Here is a 20,902-nt window from a genome sequence, read left to right on the forward strand (position 1 = left end):
GTCCTGGCCGTGCCAGAACCTCTCCGGCCGGACGCCGTCTGAAATCGGCGTCCCCGCGTCGTTTCTTGACTCGCGCTCGACCTTACCGGGGCCCGCCCACGGTTGCGTGTGGGGGCCATATGTTGTCGCGGACGGCGGTCCGGCGCCGTTCGGCCGTCGGGCCCTGCCCACGAGCGTGACGGAGCGGCACCGTGCTGCGCGACGGAGCGGCACCGTGTGACGACCCGCCCGGTGCGGCCGGCCCCGCACCGACCGGTGAGGCCGGTCCCGCCCCGTACCATGGAGGCCGAGCGGGGGAGGTCTGCCCTCCGCCGGACGGCGAAGCCAGGGAGAGGATCTGCGTGCACAGTGCCCAGCCCGCCGCCGACCGACCCGTGGGGCACGAGGACCGAGCTGTGAGCGACGGGACGCACGTCCCGGCAGACCCCGCGTCGGGCGACGCGCAGGGGCCGCTGCACCCGGCGGCGACCACGGGCGGACGCCCGAGCCGCTCGAAGCTCCTCGCCTACGTGGCGCTGACGAAGCCGCGCATCATCGAGCTGCTCCTCATCACCACGTTCCCCACGATGATCCTCGCCGCGGACGGCTGGCCCGGGACGTGGCTGCTCCTCGCGACCCTCCTCGGCGGGGCGCTCGCGGCGGGGTCGGCCAACGCGTTCAACATGTACATCGACCGGGACATCGACCGGCTGATGAACCGCACGAAGCAGCGCCCCCTCGTCACCGGCGAGCTCACCGAGCGTCAGGCGATCGTCTTCGCCACCGCTCTGGGCGTCGTGTCGGTGGCGTGGTTCGGTCTCGTCGTCAACGGCGCGGCCGCCTGGCTCGCCCTCGCCGCGATCCTGCTCTACGTCGTCTTCTACACGATCGTCCTCAAGCGTCGCACCGCGCAGAACATCGTCTGGGGCGGCGTCGCCGGCGCCATGCCGGTCCTCATCGGCTGGGCCGCCGTGACCGGCACGCTCGCGTGGGCACCGGTCGTCCTCTTCCTCGTCATCTTCTTCTGGACGCCGCCGCACTACTGGCCGCTGTCGATGAAGTTCAAGAAGGACTACGCCCGCGCCGGTGTGCCGATGCTGCCCGTCGTCGCGGCCGACCTCGCCGTCGCCCGGCAGATCATCTACTACGCCGTCGCGACGGTGGCCACCACCCTCGTGCTCGTCCCGGTGGCGGGGATGGGGTGGGTCTACACCGCCGTCGCCGCAGCGGCAGGTGCGTGGTTCCTGTACTCCACGGCCCAGCTCTACCGCCGGGCCCGTCACCCGGAGCGCGGGAAGCTGGCGGCGATGAAGGTCTTCCACGGCTCGATCACCTATCTGTCGGTGGTCTTCGTGGCGGTGGCCGTCGACCCCTTCCTGCCGTACTGACCGGACCGACGTGCGGGGGGCGACGGCGACGACGGCGGAGGTGCTCGGGGAGTACCTCGCCCACCTGGCCGTCGAGCGGGGCATGAGCGAGAACACCCTCGCCGCCTACCGGCGCGACCTCGAACGGTACGCGGCCTTCCTCGAGGCCCGCGGGCTCGCCTTCGACGAGGTGCGCGAGGGTGACGTCGTCGCCTACGTCGAGGCTCTGCGTACCGGCGCCGACGGCCGTTCGGCGCTCGCCGCCTCCTCCGCGGGGCGCGCGGTGACGGCCCTGCGCGGCTGGCACCGGTTCGCGCTCGAGGAGGGCGTCGTGGCGGGGGACCCGAGCGCCGAGGTGCGTCCGCCGTCGTCGGCCAAGCGCCTGCCCAAGGCGATCTCGGTGGACCGGGTCGAGGCGCTGCTCGAGGCGGCGTCGCTGGGGGAGGGGCCGGTCCCGCTGCGCGACCGGGCGCTGCTCGAGCTGCTCTACGGCACCGGGGCACGGATCAGCGAGGCGGTGGGGCTCGCCGTCGACGACCTCGACCTCACCGCAGCGTCCGTGCGGCTGTTCGGCAAGGGGCGCAAGGAACGTGTGGTGCCGGTGGGCCGGTACGCCGTCGAGGCAGTCGAGGCCTACCTCGTGCGGGGGCGTCCCGCGCTCGCCGCCGCCGGGCGGGGCAACCCGGCGGTGTTCCTCAACACCCGCGGCAACCCCCTCAGCCGGCAGAGCGCCTGGGCGGTGCTCCAGCAGGCGGCGGCGCGGGCGGGGCTCACGGAGCACGTCTCGCCGCACTCGCTCCGCCACTCGTTCGCGACCCACCTCCTCGCCGGCGGGGCGGACGTGCGCGTGGTCCAGGAGCTGCTCGGCCACGCCTCGGTCACCACGACGCAGATCTACACGCAGGTGACCGTCCAGACGCTCCGCGAGGTCTACGCCGCCTCGCACCCCCGCGCGCTGGGTTGAGCAAGCGCTGGGTCGAGCACGCGGCTCGGTGGGCGATCGGCGGGCTCGGTCTTCGAGGGTTGCTCCCGGCTCGGTGAGCGCGACACCCGCCGGGTCGGTCACCGGGGTTCCCGCCGGACGGGTGAGCGACGTCACCCCACGAATCGCCGGGTCGTCGCGTCGCGTGCCGTGTTGGGGGCGCGCGAGGCGTCGACTAGCGTGGCGGCGTGAGCAACGAGCAGCCTGGACTGATGCCCGAGAGCGGCGCGCGCGCAGGCACGGGCCTGGCCGAGGCGACCGAGCGGGAGTTCCCCGTCCCCACGCCGCTGGACGGTCACGGGCCCGCGCGGATCATCGCGATGGCCAACCAGAAGGGCGGGGTCGGCAAGACGACGACCACGATCAACCTCGGCGCCGCGCTGGCCGAGTACGGCCGTCGCGTGCTCCTCGTCGACTTCGACCCGCAGGGTGCGGCGTCGGCCGGGCTGGGGATCAACGCCCACGAGCTCGACCGCACGATCTACAACCTCCTCATGGAGCCGCGCAGCGACGTCCGCGAGATCATCGAGCGGACGACCGTCGAGAACCTCGACGTCGTCCCGGCCAACATCGACCTCTCGGCCGCGGAGGTCCAGCTCGTCAACGAGGTGGCCCGAGAGCAGGCCCTCGCGCGCGTGCTCCGGCCGGTCCAGGACGACTACGACGTCATCCTCATCGACTGCCAGCCCTCACTCGGTCTGCTCACCGTCAACGCGCTCGCGGCGGCCCACGGCGTGCTCATCCCGCTGGAGGCCGAGTTCTTCGCCCTGCGCGGCGTCGCCCTCCTCGTGGAGACCATCGAGAAGGTCCAGGAGCGGATCAACCCGCGGCTGCGGATCGACGGCATCCTCGCAACCATGGTCGACCTGCGCACCCTGCACTCGCGCGAGGTCATCGAACGGGTGCAGCAGGCCTTCGGTGAGAAGGTCTTCGACACGATGATCTCCCGCACGGTGAAGTTCCCCGACGCCTCGGTCGCGTCGGAGCCGATCACCTCCTACGCCCCCAGCCACCCGGGCGCCGAGGCGTACCGGCGCCTCGCCCGCGAGCTCGTCGCCCGCGGCGATGCCGCCTGACCAAGGCTCCCTGGGGGCGCCCGACGTGACGCCTCCCGACGTGACGGCGTCGCCGGGCGTGACGCCTCCCGACGTGACGGCGTCGCCGGGCGTGACGCTCCCCGACGCTCCGGCGTCCCCCGCCGGCGAGACGTCGCCGGACGCCCTGCCGTCGACGAAGCGCCGGTTCGAGCTGACCCTCGCCAACTTCACGGGACCGTTCGACCTGCTGCTCTCGCTCATCTCCAAGCACCGCCTCGACATCACCGAGGTGGCGCTCGCGCAGGTGACGGACGAGTTCATCGCCTACATCTCCGCGCAGGACGAGTGGGACCTGTCCCAGGCGAGCGAGTTCCTCGTCGTGGCCGCGACGCTGCTCGACCTCAAGGCGGCCCGGCTGCTCCCGCGCGGGGCGGTCGAGGACGAGGACGACCTGGAGCTCCTCGAGGCGCGGGACCTGCTCTTCGCGCGCCTCCTCCAGTACCGGGCGTTCAAGGAGGTCGCCGACCACGTCGCGACGCTGTGGACGACGAGCGCGCGCAGCTTTCCGCGGAGCGTGCCGCTGGAGCAGCACCTCGCGGCGCTCCTGCCGGAGCTGGTCATGAAGGTCGGGCCGGAGGAGCTCGCCCGTCTTGCCGCCGCGGCGCTGGCGCCGAGGCCCGGCGCGCCCGAAGTGGAGATCTCCCACCTGCACAACCCCGTGGTGCCCGTCCGCGAGCAGGCGGCCCTCATCGTCGACCGGCTGAGGCGTGTGCGCAGCGCCACATTCCGTGCGCTCACCGAGGACGCCGAGATGACCGCCGTCGTCGTCTCGCGCTTCCTGGCTCTGCTCGAGCTCTTCCGGGAGGGTGCGGTCTCGTTCGAGCAGGCCGAGGCGCTCGGTGAGCTGACCATCCGGTGGTCCGGGTCGGAGGAGGGCGAGGTAGCCGTCGCGGAGGAGTACGACGGCGAGGCTTCCGATGCCGATGCCGATGCCGATGCCGATGCCGATGCCGATGCCCACGACGGCCTCGCCGTCGGCCCCACGGAGGAGGAACGATGACCGAGCAGCACTATGAGCTGGTCCCCGACGACGCGCTTCCGGAGGAGCACCTCTCCGCGCTCGAGGCGATCCTCATGGTGGTCGATGAGCCGGTGCCGGCCGCGGATCTCGCGAGCGTCCTCGGTCTGCCCACCGGACAGGTCTCCGAGCTGCTCGAGGACCTTGCGGCGGAGTACCGGGGCGAGCGCGGCGGGAGGCGTCGCGGATTCGAGCTGCGCGAGCTTGCCGGCGGCTGGCGGATCTACTCCGCGCCGCCCCACGCGGACGTCGTCGGCAAGTTCGTCCTCGAGGGCCAGACCGCTCGTCTCACGCAGGCGTCGCTCGAGACCCTCGCGGTCATCGCCTACCGCCAGCCGGTCGCTCGCGGGCGGATCGCGGCCATCCGCGGTGTGAACGTGGACGGCGTGGTGCGTACCCTGCTCACCAGGGGACTGATCGAGGAGGCCGGCCCGGACACCGAGGGTGGGGCCATGCTCTACCGGACGTCCAGCTACTTCCTCGAGCGGATGGGCCTCGCCTCGCTGGAGGACCTGCCGCCGCTCGCCCCCTACCTGCCCGACCTGGGCACCCTGGACGACGTGGAGAGTGAGCTTCGATGAGCAAGCACGTGCACGAGCCCGACGGGGTTCGCCTGCAGAAGGTGCTCGCCGGCGCCGGACTGGGATCGCGGCGGGCGTGCGAGGACATCATCGCCTACGGCCGGGTGACGGTCGACGGACAGGTCGTCCGTGAGCTCGGCACCCGGGTGAACCCCACGAGCGCGGTCATCCACGTGGACGGCCTCCGCGTGCAGCTCGACGACTCGCTGCTCACCCTCGCACTCAACAAGCCGGTCGGCGTCGTCTCGACCATGGACGACCCCCAGGGGCGTCCGAGCCTGGCGCAGTACGTGGCCGACCGGCCCGAGCGCCTCTTCCACGTCGGGCGTCTCGACGCCGAGACCTCGGGCCTCATCTTGCTCACGAACGACGGCGAGCTGGCCCACCGGCTCACGCACCCGTCCTACGAGGTGCCCAAGACCTACGTGGCCACGGTCGAGGGGCGGGTGCCGCGCGGCATGGAGAAGACCCTGAAGAAGGGCGTCGAGCTCGAGGACGGGATGGTCCAGGTCCACTCGTTCGTGGTGAAGGAGACGACGCCCGACTCCTCACTCGTGGAGATCGTGCTCCACGAGGGCCGGCACCACATCGTTCGCCGTCTGCTGGAGGAGATCGGTCACCCGGTCATCCAGCTCACCCGCACGAGGATCGGCCCGATCCATCTCGGCGGGCTCAAGCCCGGCCGCACGCGTGTCATCGGTGGGACCGAGCTCGGCACCCTCATGAAGGCCGTCGACCTGTAGGCATGGGGATGGCGCCTGCCAGGACTCCTGCTCAGTACGGCGGGTCCGCGCCCGGCGGTTCGGTCCCGGTCGCGTCGACCGCCGTACCGCGCGGCAGGTCCGGCAGGCGCGGGTTGCGGTAGGTGACGCTGCCGTCGGCCTCGCGGCGGTAGATCAGACCGGTCAGCGAGGACGTCCACTCGAAGACGCCGCTGCGGATCTGGCGGACCTTGAAGTGACCGCAGGTCTTGAGGTCGTGGTCACCGCCGCACGCGCACCCGAGGTTGGTCAACGCCGTCGTGCCGCCGAGCGACCAGGCGAGTGAGTGGTCGAGCTGACATCGTGTCGCGGCGGTGCCGCAGCCCGGTCTTACACAGGTGCCGTCTCGGTCGCGGACGAGGTCGGCCAGGTCCTTGGGCGGTCGGTACGTGGTGCGGCCGTGGTCCAGGACCGTCCCGGTGAGCGGGTCGGTGACCAGTCGCCGCCACGTGCCGCGGAGCGCGAGCGCGCGAGCAGTGGCGGGGTCGATGGGACCGTACCCCTCGAGGGTGCCGGGCTCCCCACCACCGAGGAGCGTGGTCAGCGGCACCGTGACGTGGACCCGGACCGGTGCGGAGCCGAGCGAGATCGCGGGCGGTGGCTGCGCCGAGCGATCCGCGCCGGGCGTCGCTGCCACGGGCGGGGTGCCGTCGGCGGCCGGGGTCGCCCCGGTGTTCGGAGGGACCTGAGCAGGGGCGAGCAGGATCTGGCCGGTCGTGAGCGCGTTGACACCGATGGTGGCGAGTGTGTCGGCGCGCAGCTGGTCCATGGTCCGGGGGTCACCCGCGCTCTTGGCGTGCCGGGCGGTGTGGTCGAGGGTGAGGTCGAGAGCGATGGCGTCCTCAGCCGGTAGGACGGCGTAGAGCGAGGCCATACCGTCCGGAAGGGCTTTCGGGTGGCAGACGCGACGCGCCGTTCGGGCCTGGCGGTGGCGCCTCTCGGCCTCGTGGTGGTCGACGGAGATGAGGGCGTGGGCGAGGTCGCGGCGGAGCAGCTGAGGTGTGCGGCCCTGGGCGCCAGGGAGCACCGCGCACTCCACCTCCCACGCGACCTGGTGCGGTACGTGTTCGAGGGCGTCGGCGATGACCTGTGCCTTGGCGGGGTCGATGGCGCCGTGCTCGAGGCTCAGCCCGGTCGACGTGAGGGGCCCGTTGAGCAGGGAGCTCGTCCGCACCATCCGGATGGCGGCCTGCTTCGACACGGTCAGCCGCATGGCAATCTCCGTGCCTGCCACCGTGACGGGGTCGACGGTGCGGCCGGGAAGGTGTCTGCCGTGCTCGGCGGCAGCGTCCGCCAGGGCGGCGACGGCCTCGCCGCGGCGGGCGGTGGACCAGGAGATCACGCGGTTCCAGTGGGCGACGAGCTCGACGAGGACGTCCGGGTCCTGACCGTGGGCGGGGACGGGGTCGAGGGTCGCCGCGAGCGGAGCGCCGTACAGACCGGCAGCCCGGGACAGGACGGCCGCGGCGGACGCGATCTCCTCCGCGGTCGGCATCCCCGTGTCCCCGGCCGCAGTGTCCAGGGCGGCGGCCCGCTCGACAGACTCGGTGTCGGTGTCGGTGTCGGTGTCGGTGTCGGTGTCGGTGTCCGTGTCGGTGTCGCCGGTGTCCGTGGCGGTCCCGGTGTCCGCCGCGATGTCGGTCACGAACCCGAGCTCGGTGTCGAGCGCGGAGGGCCCGAGCTCGGTGTCGGGCTCTCGGAACGCGACGGCCAGCTCGACGGGCTCGGCGTAGACCGCGTCCACGAGCCTGAGCCGCCTCGGGCCGGCAGCGGGGACGGGCGCCAGCGTCGCACCCGCCGTTCCAGTGTGGGCGTGCGCGGCGTCGCGGATCTCGGCGAGGTAGGCCTCGACCAGGCTGTCCCAGCCCCGGGCCCTCGCCGCCGCGAGGTCGATCTTGCGACCGCGTCTCGAACTCATGCGTCGAACGTAGGTGCGACCACTGACACTGATGATAGAGTTGCGTCCAGCAGAGTGGTGTACCGGTAGCTCGGTGAGCGTGTCGTCGTAGACGAGTGCGGTCACCGCGTGATCCTTCGAGTGAACCTTCCACAGCACTCTCGAAAAGGACCGACTGCGATGACCGCTCCTTCCAGTATCGACCCTGCCCGGATTCTCCAGGACCACCTTGCCCAGGCGTCCCCGGACCTGCTGCGCCAGCTGCTCACCACGTTCATCAACGCCCTGCTCTCCGCCGACGCCGACGCCGTGTGTGGTGCAGCGTGGGGGCAGGTCTCGGACGAGCGCACCAACCGGCGCAACGGCTACCGCCACCGCGACTTCGACACCCGCGCCGGGACCATCGACGTCGCGATCCCGAAGCTGCGCACCGGGTCCTACTTCCCCGACTGGCTCCTCGAGCGGCGCCGCCGCGCCGAGGCGGCCCTGACCAGCGTGGTGGCGACCTGCTACCTCCTGGGCGTCTCCACCCGGCGGATGGACAAGCTCGTCCAGACCCTGGGGATCACCGGGCTGAGCAGGTCCCAGGTCTCACAGATGGCCAAGGACCTCGACGCCCAGGTCGAGGACTTCCGCACCCGGCCGCTGGACGCCGGCCCGTACACGTTCCTCGCCGCGGACGCGCTCACGATGCGGGTCCGCGAGGGTGGCCGGGTGGTCAAGGTCGCCGTCCTGGTCGCCACCGGCGTCAACGCCGACGGCCACCGCGAGGTCCTCGGTGTCCAGGTCGCCACGGCCGAGTCCGGGGCGGGGTGGCTGGCGTTCTTCCGTGACCTCGTCGCCCGGGGCCTGACCGGGGTCAAGCTCGTGACGTCCGACGCCCACGCCGGCCTGGTCGAGGCCATCGGGGCGACCCTGCCCGGGGCGGCGTGGCAGCGGTGCCGCACGCACTACGCGGCGAACCTCATGGCCAAGTGCCCCAAGGCGTCCTGGCCGGCCGTGAAGGCCATGCTGCACTCGGTCTACGACCAGGTCGACGCCCCCGCCGTCCAGGCCCAGTTCGACAAGCTCCTCGACGCCGTCGAGACCCAGCTGCCCGACGTCCACGCCCACCTCGACGACGCCCGCGGCGACATCCTGGCCTTCACCGGCTTCCCCAAGGCCCTGTGGCGCCAGATCTGGTCCAACAACCCCAACGAGCGCCTCAACCGCGAGATCCGCCGCCGCACCGACGTCGTCGGCATCTTCCCCGACCGCACCAGCATCATCCGCCTCGTCGGGGCCGTGCTCGCCGAGCAGCACGACGAATGGGCCGAAGGCCGCCGCTACTTCGGCCTCGACGCCCTCGCCAAAGCCCGCCTGAGCCTCATCACCACCACCGAGACCGAACAGGAGGACCCCGCCATCGCCGGCGCCATCAGCGCCTAACACCCCACGAAGGAATCACGCCGAACCCGTACACCACCCCAGAGGACTTGACCGATGATAGGAAGCGTGTTCCGAGGGGTCGTGACCCGCCTACTGACTGGCGCCCTGCTGGGTTGCCTTCCAGTTGATCTGTCCGGCCCCTCGGGCATGGCACCGGCCGGGCCGGTCATGACCTGATAAGAGCTTGGCGGTTCCTCACCAGTGTCCTGTCTGAGCGTCCCGACCGGCGTCGACCCCATCGACTCCAGCGAAAGGGCGGTTCCAGCATGACAGCGGCACCAGGAGATGACGACCGTGACGACGGGGCCGAGGAGGTCATCGGAGGCATCGACACCCACGCCGAGACCATCCATGTGGCTGTCGTGAGCGTGCTGGGGCGGGAGATCGCCGACGCCGAGTTCGCGACCACTCCGGCGGGCTACCGGGCGGCGTACGACTTCCTGAACAGCCACGGCGCGATCGAGCGGGTCGGCATCGAGGGCACCAGCTCCTACGGGGCCGGGATCGCCCGGGCATGTGCCGCCGGCGGGCTCGAGGTCCGAGAGGTGCTGCGCCCCGACAAGACCGTCCGCCGCCGCCAGGGCAAGTCCGACCCCATCGATGCCTATCACGCCGCCCGTGCGGTGCTCTCCGGCCGGGCGACCTCGCCACCCAAGGACGAGAAGATCCTCGGCCTGCGCGCCCTGCACCTGGCCCGCCGCTCCGCGGTCAAGGCACGCACGGCGACGATCCACCAGATCCACCAAGTCCTGGTCACCGCACCGGACTCGATCCGGCAGAAGTACCGTTCCATGACCAACACCAAGCTGGTCACCGCACTGTCCCGAAGCCGCACCACCCGCTACGACCCAGTCGGCGCGGCCATCATGCGCGCGTTGAAGGACCTCGCCGCACGACACGAGTTCCTCACTAGTCAGGCCGCTGACCTCGAGCGCGACATCCGTACCGTCGTGGAGTCCATGAACCCCGGTCTGCTCGCCGCCCACGGCGTCGGCCCAGACACCGCTGCCCAGCTGCTCATCACCGCCGGCGCGAACCCCGACCGGCTCAGCAACGAGGCCTCCTTCGCCGCACTGTGCGGCACCGCACCGGTGCCCGCTTCCTCGGGCAAGACCCGCCGCTACCGGCTCTCCCGGGGAGGGGACCGCGCCGCGAACAACGCCCTGCACCGCGTCGCCCTGGTCCGCATGTCCAGCGACCCCACCACCCGCGCCTACGTTCAGCGACAACGCGCCAGAGGCCGCTCGAGCAAAGAGATCCTCCGCACCCTCAAACGTGCCCTCGCCCGGGAGATGTTCAAGTACCTCACCCGAGTCGTCACGGCCCCCGCGACCGCGGACTTGCGCCCCGCCCGACAGGCCAAGAACATCACCCTGACCCAGGCCGCCGCCCACTTCGGCGTCTGGCCCATGCACATCTCCACCATCGAACGCGGCACCCGCCGCGACGACGACCTCGCCCGCGCCTACCGCCAATGGCTCCAAGCAGCTCGACAACCAATAGGAGCATCATCGCCCTCGAAGCGTGCGTCGTGCGAGGTCAGGACGGTGGCACCACGGTGGGGATGGTTGTCGGGCCCGGCCGTGACGTTTCGCGACGCGGCTCGTGCGGTGGCCCGGCACCCGCGTGTCCTGGTGCCCGTCAGGGGAGCGGTGGTCCTGTCAGGGGAGTGGTGGTCCTGATGACCCTCTGGGAGTGGTGGGACGCCCGCACGTCGTGCGCGTCACCGGTGAGCCCGCCGAGGGCTGACAGAGCGGGCGGTACCCTCTCCGGGTGCCCGTGAACCCGACCGCCGCCACCGTGTCGACGACCGGACCGGTGAAGATCGTGGGCACCGGGCTGCTGGGTGCCTCGATCGGCCTGGCCCTGACGTCGGTGGGTCTCGACGTCCACCTCTCCGACCTGTCCCCGACGGCGCAGGCGCTGGCCCGTGACCTCGGTGCCGGCCGGCCGTTCACCGCCGACGAGCCCGAGCCGGCGCTCGTCGTGGTGGCCACTCCGCCGGACGTGACCGCGGCCGCCGTGGTGGCCCAGCTCCGCCAGCACCCCGGCGCGGTCGTCACCGACGTCGCGTCGGTCAAGGCGCTCGTGGCTGCGCAGGTCCAGGCAGAGGCGGGTGGGGACGCGAAGCGGTACGTCGGCTCCCACCCCATGGCCGGTCGTGAACGGTCCGGCGCCGCGGCCGCGGACGCCGACCTCTTCGCCGGGCGTCCCTGGGTCATCGTGCCCGGCGAGGAGTCGACACCGGAGGCGGTGCGGGTGGTCCGCGCCCTCGCCGTCGACCTCGGCGCGGCGCCGGTGACCCTGGGTGCGCAGGAGCACGACGACGCCGTCGCGCTCGTCTCGCACGTGCCCCAGCTGGCGTCGTCCCTGGTCGCGGCACGCCTGCACGGTGCGCCGGAGTCGGCGCTGGGCCTGTCCGGCCAGGGCCTGCGCGACGTCACCCGGATCGCGGCGTCGGACGCGCAGCTGTGGTCCACCATCCTGGTCGGCAACGCCGGTCCGGTGGGACGTGCGCTGCGGGCCCTGCGCTCCGACGTCGACGACCTCATCTCCGCCCTCGACCGTGCGGCCACCCACGGCCCGCTGACCGAGGGCGCCGTCGGTCCGCTCGCCCGGGTCATCGCCGCCGGCAACGCCGGCGCTGCACGGATCCCCGGCAAGCACGGCGGCGCACCGAACCGGTACGGCGAGGTCGCCGTCCTCGTCCCTGACGCCCCGGGTGAGCTCGGCCGACTCTTCAGCGAGGTCGGCGAGGCCGGTGTCAACATCGAGGACCTCCAGCTCGAGCACTCGGCCGGCCAGAGCGTCGGTCTCGCGGTCCTCTCCGTGGTGCCGGCTGCCGCCGAACCACTCGAGGCCGAGCTCGACCGGCGCGGCTGGCGGGTGGTGCGCCGGTGAGCGGCCACCCGACGGCGGGGCAGGAGGCGGCGTGCGTGACTGAGAAGGACCGGACGGCGGGGGCACCCTCCCGCCAGGAGGAGGACACGGTGGCACAGGCGAACGGGCGCGCGCTCGTGGTGGCGATCGACGGACCCTCGGGGTCGGGGAAGTCGACGATCTCTCGGCGCCTCGCCACCGAGCTGGACCTGGCCTACCTCGACACCGGCGCCATGTACCGGGCGGCCACGTGGTGGTGCCTGCGGCGCGGCGTCGACCTCACGGACGTCGACGGCGTCGCGGCCGTGGTCCGGCAGATGCCGCTCGTCATGGTCACCGATCCGGCCGCCCCGCGCGTGGTGTGCGACGACGTCGACATCACCGAGGCGATCCGCGCCTCCGAGCTCTCCGCCGTCGTCTCCAGGGTCGCGACGAACCTCGACGTCCGCGCCGAGCTCGGCCGGCTCCAGCGCGAGATCATCGCCGCCGAGGCGGGTCGCAACGGCATCGTCGCCGAGGGCCGTGACATCACCACCGTCGTGGCGCCCGACGCCGACGTGCGCCTCCTGCTCATCGCCGACGAGACCGCCCGTCTTGCGCGGCGCGCCAAGGAGCTCCACGGCACCGCCGACGAGGCCACGGTCGCACGCACGCGCGACGAGGTCGTGCGCCGCGACGCCGACGACTCCACCGTCTCGACCTTCATGACCGCCGCCGACGGGGTCGTCACGGTCGACTCCTCCGCCTACGGGGTCGAGGAGACCTTCGAGGCGGTGCTCTCGGTGGTCGAGGCCGCCCGGGCGGGCGGGCGCTGATGGCGCAGAGCCGCGGGCAGGCCGTCCGCCCGGAGGACATCTACCGGTGGGGACCGGTGTGGTCGCGGCGCGTGGGCTGGGTGCTGGACCACCTGTGGTGGAACACCACGGTCCTCGGCGCCGAGAACGTCCCGGCCGAGGGCCCGGTCATCATCGCCTCGAACCACACGGGGATCGTCGACGGCCCCCTGCTCCACGGCGCACTCCCGCGCGGGTCGCACGTCCTGGTCAAGCAGGAGTTCTTCGACTCCAAGATCGGCTTCCTCATGACGTGGGCGGGCCAGATCCCGGTGGACCGGACCTCGGGGCGAGCGGCGCTGGCGGTCGGCAAGGCGATGCTCGACGAGGGCCGGGTGGTGGGGATCTTCCCCGAGGGCACCCGCGGACGCGGCGACGCCTCCGAGATGCGCGCCGGCGTCGCCTGGCTCGCGGTGAACACCGGCGCCCCGATCGTCCCGGCGGCATGCCTGGGCACCCGGCGCACCGGAGACCCCCGCAGCTACGTCCCGCGGCCGCGCGCCAAGCTCCATGTGGCGTTCGGGGAGCCGATCAGGCTGCACTTCCCCGAGGGCAGCAGCCGGCGCGAGAAGATGGCGCACGCCATGTCGGCGATCGGCGCCGGGCTGCAGGCGCACGTGGACCAGGCGCAGCAGGTCACGGGCGTGCGCCTGCCCAAGAGCGACCTGTAGCGGCCGCGACGGAGGCACGGTGCAGCGCCCGCGCCGGGGCGCACCGCGGTACCGACGCCGGCGGATCGAGACCGATCGCACCACCCGGACCGGCCGGTCTGGTCGTCGGATGGCCGTGCGCACGGGAGAATGGCGCCATGAGCACCGACCCCGCGCGTGAGCGCACCGCCGAGCAGCCCGACGACGACCGCCTCGACCAGGCGCAGCCGGCGGCCGACGAGCGCTTCGAGCCGGCCGCCGACCAGCTCGAGCCGGCGGCCGACGAGCGCACCCCCGAGGAGATCGCCGCCGACCTCGCCGAGGAGAACCGCCGCGCCGAGGCGCTGCGCGCCGGTCTGGCCGACTACGTCCTGGAGGACGAGGACCTCGCCGTCCTCGAGGCAGGCGAGGCGGACGAGCTCCCGGGTGGTGAGCGGCCCGGCCTGCCGGTGCTCGCCGTCGTCGGCCGGCCCAACGTGGGCAAGTCGACCCTGGTCAACAGGATCCTCGGCCGCCGTGAGGCGGTCGTCCAGGACACCCCCGGCGTCACCCGCGACCGGGTGAGCTACCCGGCGGAGTGGGCCGGTCGCCGGTTCTCGCTCGTCGACACCGGCGGCTGGGAGGTCGACGTCGCCGGCATCGACGCGCGCGTGGCCGAGCAGGCCGAGGTCGCCGTCGAGATGTCGGACGCCGTGATGTTCGTCGTCGACGCGACGACCGGCCCGACCGACACCGACGAGCGGGTCGTGCGGATGCTGCGCCGCTCGGGCAAGCCGGTGATCCTCGTCGCGAACAAGGTCGACTCCCCGATGCAGGAGGCCGATGCCGCCACCCTGTGGGCCCTCGGCCTCGGCGAGCCCTACCCCGTCTCGGCCCTGCACGGCCGCGGCTCGGGCGACGTCCTCGACGCCGCGATGAAGGTCCTGCCCGAGGTCTCCGCCGTCGCGGCGCCCATGCCCGAGGGCGGCCCGCGCCGGGTGGCCCTGCTCGGCCGGCCGAACGTCGGCAAGTCCTCGCTCCTGAACTCTCTCGCCAAGGCCGAGCGCGTCGTCGTCCACGAGACGGCCGGCACCACGCGCGACCCGGTCGACGAGATCGTCGAGCTGGGCGGGAAGCCGTGGTGGTTCGTCGACACGGCCGGCATCCGCCGCCGCGTCCACCAGACCTCCGGCGCGGACTTCTACGCCTCCCTGCGCACCCAGGCGGCGCTGGAGAAGGCCGAGGTCGCCGTCGTCCTCGTCGACGCCTCCGTGCCGCTCACCGAGCAGGACACCCGCGTCATCCAACAGGTGATCGACTCCGGCCGGGCGCTCGTCATCGCCTACAACAAGTGGGACCTCATGGACGAGGACCGCCGTCCGTTCCTCGAGCGTGAGATCGAGCTCGACCTCGTCCAGATCCAGTGGGCCCCGCGGATCAACATCTCCGCGAAGACCGGCTGGCACACCAACCGCCTCGTGCGGGCGCTCGAGACGGCGCTGGACTCGTGGGACACCCGCATCCCCACCGGCCGGCTCAACGCCTTCCTCGGCGAGCTGACCGCGGCACACCCCCACCCGGTGCGCGGTGGGAAGCAGCCGCGGATCCTCTTCGCGACCCAGGCCTCCAACCGGCCGCCCCGTTTCGTCATCTTCGCCACGGGCTTCATCGAGGCCGGCTACCGCCGCTTCATCGAGAACCGGCTCCGGGAGAACTTCGGCTTCGAGGGCTCGCCCATCGAGATCAGCGTCCGGGTGCGGGAGAAGCGACGCCGTTGATGGGCGGGCCGGGAGACGCGGGGCGCGGACCGACGGGCGACGCCGAGCGCCGGCCCGCGGCCGACGCGTCGGTCGCGCCCGACCGCCTGCTGCGCTGGGGCCTGCCGCGCGACCCCAAGGCCGTCGACCACGTCCTGGGGTTCGTCGTGACGACGGTGCTGACGATCGTCGTCACGCGCGGCTACCTCCAGCTCACCGGGTTCCCCCAGATCGGCGGCGAGACCCTGCACGTCGCGCACGTCCTGTGGGGCGGGCTGGCGATGGCGATCGCCATGGTCCTCGCTCTGTCGTTCGCCGGTCCGGTGGTGCGACCGCTCGTCGCGTTCGTCGGCGGGGTGGGGTTCGGCCTGTTCATCGACGAGGTCGGGAAGTTCCTCACCCAGGACAACGACTACTTCTTCTCCCCGGCCCCGATGATCATGTACCTCACCCTCGTGGGGGTGGTGCTCCTGGCCGACGTCCTGCACGGCCGCCGGCCGCCGCACCCGATCGAGCACGTCGCGGCGGCCGCGGACCACGCCGTCGCCGGGATCGCCGGCGGGCTGAGCGAACGCCGCCGCGCCGTCGCCGAGGACCTCCTCGCCAAGGGCGACGGCGCCCGGGGGAGCGCGGAGACGGCGGCCCTGCTCGCCGTCGTCCCCGACGACGACGCCGAGGTACCCGACCCGCTCGACGCCGCCGGCCGTCGGTTGCAGCGCGTCATGCGCGCCGTGGCGGGGCGCGAGTGGGCTCTGCGCAGCGTCGGGGTCGCCCTCGGCGCGCTCGTCGCGGTCTCGCTCGGCGCGGTCGTCCTCAGCCTCGACGAGGCGGCGGACCCGACGTGGGCACGCGTGACGACCGTGGTGACGGTCGGGCTCAGCCTCGCCGCCGTCGGACGGGCGCTGACGTGGTTGCGGCGCGACCGCTACCGCGCGTTCCAGTGGCTGCGCCGCGCGGTGCTCGTCAACGTCCTGCTCACCCAGGTCGCGGTCTTCCGCATCGAGCCGTGGCTCGCGACGCTGGGGCTGTTCGTGGCCCTCGTGGCCCTGGGGATCATCGCGGCCGAGAGGCACCGGCTGGAGCGGCTCCACCGCGGCGAGGGGTAGGGAAGCCCTCACCCGGCCCGCAGGGCCTCGACCATCCGGGGCACGGCGCCGTCGACGGCGGGGGCGTACGGGTCGTTGGTGAGCAGGACGAGGACGGCGCCCTGCTCGGGCAGGCACAGCGCCGTCGCGAAGTGGTACCAGCTCTGTCCGAAGCTGCCGACGGCCGGCGGGCCCACGCTCTTGGTGACGTCGGTGAACCCCAGCCCCCAGGGCACCGGCCCATCCGTCGTGGCCATCTCGGTCAGGGACGTCCGGGACACCAGGTGCCCGCCGCACAGCAGGTGCATGAACCGCGCGGTCGACGGCGCGTCCCCGGCCATGCCCTCCGCGGCGCCCGCGTAGCTGGCGTCGCGCAGGCTCGGCAGGTAGCGGCCGCCCTCCTCGTGGAGGGCCGCCGGGTGGGACCGGCGCACGGAGAGGGCGACCGGGCCGGCGGGGCGCTCGGCCGGCTGGACGACCAGGCGGGCGAGTTCCGGCGCCTCGAGGACGTCCTCGCGCAGCGCCTGGTCCAGGGGCTGCCCGGTGACCTCCTCCACGAGCAGGCCGAGCAGGAGGTAGTCGGTGGGGGAGTAGGTCGCCGAGCGTATCGGCTCTGGGGGTTCGGGCAGGAGTGCGAGGATCTCGGTGGTCTCCCAGGCGTCGCCGGGCCGGCGTGCGGCGGCGTCGACCCCCACAGGCCCGGTGTAGTCCAGGATCGTGCTGCGGTGGCCGAGCAGCTCACGGACGGTGACGTCGCCCGGGTCGATCGGGAGCTTCGGCAGGTAGCGCGCTGCCGGTCGCTCGAGCTCGACCAGTCCTCGCTCCACCAGGGCCATCACCTGCGCCGCGACGACGGTCTTGGTGATCGCGCCGAGCTCCATCTGCACGTCGGGCGTCGCGGGGGTGCCGTCGGCCGTCGTCCCCGCGGCGCCGGACCAGGTGCCGCCGGCGCTCAGCACGGTGGCGGTCGCGACGGTGCCGCGGGAGGCGGCGACGTCGTCGAGCACGGACTGCAGGGTAGCCGTGAGGTCGGCCGGGAGCGGTCCCTCACGGATCTCGGCGAGCGGTTCCGCGGGAAAGGGCAGCGGGAAGCTGGTGGGGGTGGGAGCCAGGGACGAGGTGGCTGGGCCGGTCCCGGGCGTCGGGGTGACATCCGGTGCGGGGTCCGAGGTCGTCCCGGATGCCCGGCCGGGTCCGAGGGTGTTCGGCGAGCGCTGGGGCGCGGCCGTCGAGGCTCCGGACGCAGGAGCGGAGGGGGCCGGTCCGGGCGACGTTTCCGTAGGCTGCGCGCTGCAGCCCGCCAGCAGGAAGATGGCGGCGAGGCGCGTGAGCGTCCGTGGTGCCACCGCCCCAGTCTGCGCCGTCGGGCGGCTCGGCGCAGGCTGGCGGGGCCACGTCCGCAGGGCGGGCAGGAGGATCCGGGAGGAATCAGGACGTGGACTCCGAGGCCGGTGGACGCGGGCTCAGGCCGGTGCACCTCGCCCCGCGAGGGTCGGTGGTCCCCAGGGCGGCGGCTCCGTGGTCCAGGGACCTACGGGCCGATGGCGGCGGTGAGGACGGCGTCGACGACGGCGAAGAGCCCGAGCTGGGCGTTGTGGTTCGTCGTCACGACGACGACGATCCCGTCCACCGGCAGGCACGTGGCGACGGCGGCGAAGCCGGGGCCGAAGCTGAACGCGCCGACGGCCGGGGTCCCGCCCGGCGCCCGGAAGCGGGAGAAGCCCAGGCCGACGTCCCGCCGGGGCTGGAAGTCGGCCATCTCGGTGAGCGAGGTGCGCGAGACCACCTGGCCGCCGCACAGGAGCTGCCACCAGAGGGCGAGGGCGGGGGCGTCGCCCGCCATGTTGCCCGCCCCGGCCGAGGCGGTGACCTCCGACGCGGACGGCAGGAGGCCCCCGCCGAGGGCGAGAACCTCGACGGGTTCGATGCCGGCACCGAAGGGGAGGGCGAGCGGAGGTTGCGGCGACTCGTCGGGCTGGACGGCGAGCCGCTCGAGGCCAGGGTGGTCGAGGACACCGGCCCGCAGCGCCGCGGCCAGGCTCGTGCCGGTCACGTACTCCACGACCAGGCCGAGGAGGACGTAGTTCGTTGACGAGAAGGCCACCTGGCCGCCGGCCGGGCCGCGGCGGTCGGGCACGAGCTCGAGGATCTCTGCCGGTGTCCAGCGGCGCGCGCGGTCCTCGCGCAGGAGGATCGAGATCCCCGGCACGGCGAGATGGTCGGGGATGCCGCTGCGCATGCCGAGGAGTTCGCGGACGGTGGCGCCGTTGAGGTCGAACGGGATGTCGGAGGGGAGGTAGGCGGCGACGGGGGTGTCGAGGTCGACCAGGCCCTGTTCCACGAGCTGGAGCACCTGGGCGGCGACGAAGGTCTGCGAGACGGCACCGAGGTACATCATGTGGTCCGGCTCCAGCGCATTCGTTCCGTCAGCGGTGCCGGCGGCGCCGGCCCAGGTGCCGTTCGCGGCGTCGAGGACGACGGCAGTGAAGCCGCCGCGGTTGCCGCCCTCGCGGGTGGCGTCGTCGAGGATCCGCTGGAGCTCGTCGGCGGTGCCGGCGGGGAGCTTGCCAGGACGGACCTCGGCGAGCGCGGTGGTGGGGAATGGGGCCGGGAACACCGGCGCCGGGGAAGGTGGGACGGTCAAGGACGCGCTCTCCGACGGCGCCGGCCGGGGCTGGGCCGGGGCGGTGCAGGCGGTCAGCGGGGAAGCGGCGAGGAGCGCGGTCAGGATGCCGGCAAGGGCCACGCGCGGCGCCCGGCCGGCCGACGGTGCCGCTCCGGACCACCGGCCCACGGGACCAGTGTCGCGCCGATCGCGGCGGGGGAGAAGGGGGGCGGATCGTTGACCTGGAGCAGATTCGGTGACCTGGGTAGGTCTGGGGTAATCTTCTCTTCGGCCCGCTGAGCGGGTCGGACGGGCTGTGGCGCAGCTTGGTAGCGCACTTGACTGGGGGTCAAGGGGTCGCAGGTTCAAATCCTGTCAGCCCGACCGAGTGAGATGGCCTCGGACTTGCGAACGTGCAGGTCCGGGGCCATATGCGTCTCCCGAGCAGGACTGGTGACCGTGACCGAAAGGTTGCCAGTTTTGAGTCATGGGGCATTTATGGGGCATAAACCCCTCGCCCGAGGCCCGCAGTGGCCGCAGGTCCACGCCGAGCTGCGCTCGGTGGTCCGAGCAGGGCTGAGCGAGGTGGACGGCGCCGCGCACCTGAGGTGCATGACGACCAACTCCACGCCTGGCGGCGGGCTTGAGCCGCTGATGAGCATCGACGCGCTCTCCGAGCTGCTCGGGGTACCGGTCAACACGATCAAGGACTGGCGCACCAAGGGTCAGGGACCGGTGGCCTACAAGATCGGCAACCACCTGCGCTACGCCGCCGAGGACGTGCGGACCTGGTTGGAGCGTTGCCGCGAAGAGGCAGCCGGCGTCGCGCCGCCACCTGGACGGCGGTGACCGGCGATGGCATGACCGCGCACGCCAATCGGCACCTACGGCGACCCGTACTACGAGGAGACCGACGGCGGCCGGCAGATCGCCGTCGTCAGGTTCCGCGACTTCGACGGACGCACCCGCAAGATCAAAGCCGTCGGCCGGTCCAAGGCCGAGGCACTGCGCCGGCTCAAGAAGAAGATCGCCAATCACGAGGCGGCCAGCGTCGGCGAGGAGGACCTCACCGCGGACTCGCTGTTCGTCGAGCTCGCCGACGCGTGGCTCCAGTCGCTCGACGACACCAAGCGGCTCGCCCCCAGCACCCGCTACCGATACGAGCGTGACCTGCGCACCCTCGTGCTCCCGGCATTCGAGAACTACGCACTGCGCGAGATCACCGTTCGCAAGGTCGACCGACTGCTCAAGCAGCTTCATGAGCGCAGCTATGACCGCGCCCAGAAGGCGAAAGTGGTCCTGAACCTCGCGTTCAAGCTTGCTGTGCGCTGGGAGGTGCTCGACCGCAACCCGGTCACGGGCGTCGACACCCTGCGCCGACCACCTCGGGAGGCCCAAGCGCTGACGCTCGAGACCGTCAGACTCGTCCGCAGCCGGGTGGCAGAGTGGCGGCAGGGCGCGGACGGCAAGCCCGGACCGAGGCCCGACGGCCAGATCCTCGCAATCATCGAGACAATGCTCGGCACCTTGGCCCGCATCGATGACATTCACTTGACTACGGTGCGATACCCGGACCCGGGGCGCTGACGACGCTCTGACGTCCCTTATCCTGCTGCTCCTTCTTCCATGCTACGAGCCAGCAGGCGCTCGCCCGCGTGGGCGACGGCAACCACGGCCACCTGGCGTCGTCCTTCAGCCACGCCGTAAGTGCAGCCCCGAGCAGTCGGCCGTCCACAGCTGCTCCGTGCGGCGCCAGCGGGTCAGCCTCTCGACCGCGCGGTGGACCTCAGGCAGCTGCCGGTGCAACACGGGTGGATCGAGAGGTTTGCCGTGTGCCAGCTCTCTCTTCCTGGTGACTCGCTTCTACCCGGAGATATGCGCAGGGCGGAAGCCCGTCAACAGCCGAAGCTGGCGATGGTGGCAAAGATCAGGCCGCCTCGAAACGAGCCAGCTCGCCGTCGATTGGAAACTGGCAAGTTCTGGCCATGGCACCTTCGTGCCAT

The 20,902-nt window shown here is 72.5% G+C and carries 18 protein-coding genes and 1 tRNA gene; 16 read left to right on the top strand and 3 right to left on the bottom strand.

Features of this window, described 5'->3' with window-relative positions:
- The first annotated feature begins 395 nt into the window (after nt 1–395).
- The 6 genes from EDD32_RS13485 to EDD32_RS13510 all read left to right on the top strand — a co-directional run bounded on the left by EDD32_RS13485 (nt 396) and on the right by EDD32_RS13510 (nt 5,767).
- Nucleotides 396–1,367 (top strand): heme o synthase, encoded by a 972-nt coding sequence (locus EDD32_RS13485; protein WP_123918263.1) that lies wholly within the window; start codon nt 396–398, stop codon nt 1,365–1,367.
- A 10-nt stretch (nt 1,368–1,377) separates the two neighbouring features.
- Entirely contained in the window at nt 1,378–2,310 is a 933-nt protein-coding gene (xerD, locus tag EDD32_RS13490; protein WP_211338822.1) for a site-specific tyrosine recombinase XerD, read from the top strand.
- Nucleotides 2,311–2,540: 230 nt separating this feature from the next.
- Complete coding sequence (locus tag EDD32_RS13495; RefSeq protein ID WP_123920543.1) at nt 2,541–3,404, top strand: ParA family protein; 864 nt, start codon at nt 2,541–2,543, stop codon at nt 3,402–3,404.
- A gap of 91 nt (nt 3,405–3,495) precedes the next feature.
- Nucleotides 3,496–4,425 (top strand): segregation and condensation protein A, encoded by a 930-nt coding sequence (locus EDD32_RS13500; protein WP_425459487.1) that lies wholly within the window; start codon nt 3,496–3,498, stop codon nt 4,423–4,425.
- On the top strand, nt 4,422–5,024 hold the full coding sequence (scpB, locus tag EDD32_RS13505) for an SMC-Scp complex subunit ScpB (protein ID WP_123918269.1): 603 nt from the start codon (nt 4,422–4,424) through the stop codon (nt 5,022–5,024). The genes EDD32_RS13500 and scpB overlap by 4 nt, the downstream gene beginning before the upstream one ends.
- The gene (locus EDD32_RS13510) at nt 5,021–5,767 is read left to right on the top strand and encodes a pseudouridine synthase (RefSeq protein WP_123918271.1); all 747 of its coding nucleotides are present in this window, start codon (nt 5,021–5,023) and stop codon (nt 5,765–5,767) included. The genes scpB and EDD32_RS13510 overlap by 4 nt, the downstream gene beginning before the upstream one ends.
- A 31-nt stretch (nt 5,768–5,798) precedes the next feature.
- On the opposite strand, the gene EDD32_RS13515 is transcribed toward EDD32_RS13510, so the two are convergent.
- A complete protein-coding gene (locus EDD32_RS13515; RefSeq protein WP_123918273.1) occupies nt 5,799–7,703 on the bottom strand; it encodes an HNH endonuclease signature motif containing protein in 1,905 nt (634 codons plus the stop codon).
- 159 nt (nt 7,704–7,862) lie between these two features.
- Here EDD32_RS13515 and EDD32_RS13520 point away from each other — a divergent pair, with 159 nt between their 5' ends.
- The 7 genes from EDD32_RS13520 to EDD32_RS13550 all read left to right on the top strand — a co-directional run bounded on the left by EDD32_RS13520 (nt 7,863) and on the right by EDD32_RS13550 (nt 16,315).
- Nucleotides 7,863–9,110, top strand: a complete 1,248-nt coding sequence (locus EDD32_RS13520) for an IS256 family transposase (protein WP_123916160.1) — start codon at nt 7,863–7,865, stop codon at nt 9,108–9,110.
- Nucleotides 9,111–9,376: 266 nt separating this feature from the next.
- Nucleotides 9,377–10,792 (top strand): IS110 family RNA-guided transposase, encoded by a 1,416-nt coding sequence (locus tag EDD32_RS13525; protein ID WP_246006131.1) that lies wholly within the window; start codon nt 9,377–9,379, stop codon nt 10,790–10,792.
- A gap of 91 nt (nt 10,793–10,883) precedes the next feature.
- Entirely contained in the window at nt 10,884–12,011 is a 1,128-nt protein-coding gene (locus EDD32_RS13530; RefSeq protein ID WP_123918275.1) for a prephenate dehydrogenase, read from the top strand.
- An 89-nt stretch (nt 12,012–12,100) separates the two neighbouring features.
- A complete protein-coding gene (gene cmk / locus EDD32_RS13535) occupies nt 12,101–12,805 on the top strand; it encodes a (d)CMP kinase (RefSeq protein ID WP_123920544.1) in 705 nt (234 codons plus the stop codon).
- The gene (locus EDD32_RS13540) at nt 12,805–13,494 is read left to right on the top strand and encodes a lysophospholipid acyltransferase family protein (protein ID WP_123918277.1); all 690 of its coding nucleotides are present in this window, start codon (nt 12,805–12,807) and stop codon (nt 13,492–13,494) included. The genes cmk and EDD32_RS13540 overlap by 1 nt, the downstream gene beginning before the upstream one ends.
- A gap of 137 nt (nt 13,495–13,631) precedes the next feature.
- Entirely contained in the window at nt 13,632–15,230 is a 1,599-nt protein-coding gene (gene der, locus EDD32_RS13545) for a ribosome biogenesis GTPase Der (RefSeq protein ID WP_123918279.1), read from the top strand.
- Nucleotides 15,230–16,315, top strand: a complete 1,086-nt coding sequence (locus tag EDD32_RS13550; RefSeq protein ID WP_123918281.1) for a hypothetical protein — start codon at nt 15,230–15,232, stop codon at nt 16,313–16,315. Before der ends, EDD32_RS13550 begins: the two co-directional genes overlap by 1 nt.
- Before the next feature lie 8 nt (nt 16,316–16,323).
- Here EDD32_RS13550 and EDD32_RS13555 read toward each other — a convergent pair whose 3' ends face one another.
- Together EDD32_RS13555 and EDD32_RS13560 are read right to left on the bottom strand one after the other, a co-directional pair.
- A complete protein-coding gene (locus EDD32_RS13555; RefSeq protein WP_170175295.1) occupies nt 16,324–17,301 on the bottom strand; it encodes a serine hydrolase domain-containing protein in 978 nt (325 codons plus the stop codon).
- Between the two features lie 524 nt (nt 17,302–17,825).
- Nucleotides 17,826–19,088, bottom strand: a complete 1,263-nt coding sequence (locus EDD32_RS13560; RefSeq protein WP_123918285.1) for a serine hydrolase domain-containing protein — start codon at nt 19,086–19,088, stop codon at nt 17,826–17,828.
- A 121-nt stretch (nt 19,089–19,209) separates the two neighbouring features.
- Between EDD32_RS13560 and EDD32_RS13565 the strand changes: the two genes are divergently transcribed.
- The 3 genes from EDD32_RS13565 to EDD32_RS13575 all read left to right on the top strand — a co-directional run bounded on the left by EDD32_RS13565 (nt 19,210) and on the right by EDD32_RS13575 (nt 20,486).
- Nucleotides 19,210–19,283 (top strand) — tRNA-Pro (locus EDD32_RS13565).
- 114 nt (nt 19,284–19,397) lie between these two features.
- Nucleotides 19,398–19,748 (top strand): helix-turn-helix domain-containing protein, encoded by a 351-nt coding sequence (locus EDD32_RS13570; protein ID WP_246006132.1) that lies wholly within the window; start codon nt 19,398–19,400, stop codon nt 19,746–19,748.
- 231 nt (nt 19,749–19,979) lie between these two features.
- Nucleotides 19,980–20,486, top strand: a complete 507-nt coding sequence (locus tag EDD32_RS13575) for an N-terminal phage integrase SAM-like domain-containing protein (RefSeq protein ID WP_246006299.1) — start codon at nt 19,980–19,982, stop codon at nt 20,484–20,486.
- Nucleotides 20,487–20,902: the final 416 nt, after the last annotated feature.

This window comes from Georgenia muralis, from assembly GCF_003814705.1.
Classification (GTDB): Bacteria; Actinomycetota; Actinomycetes; order Actinomycetales; family Actinomycetaceae; genus Georgenia; species Georgenia muralis.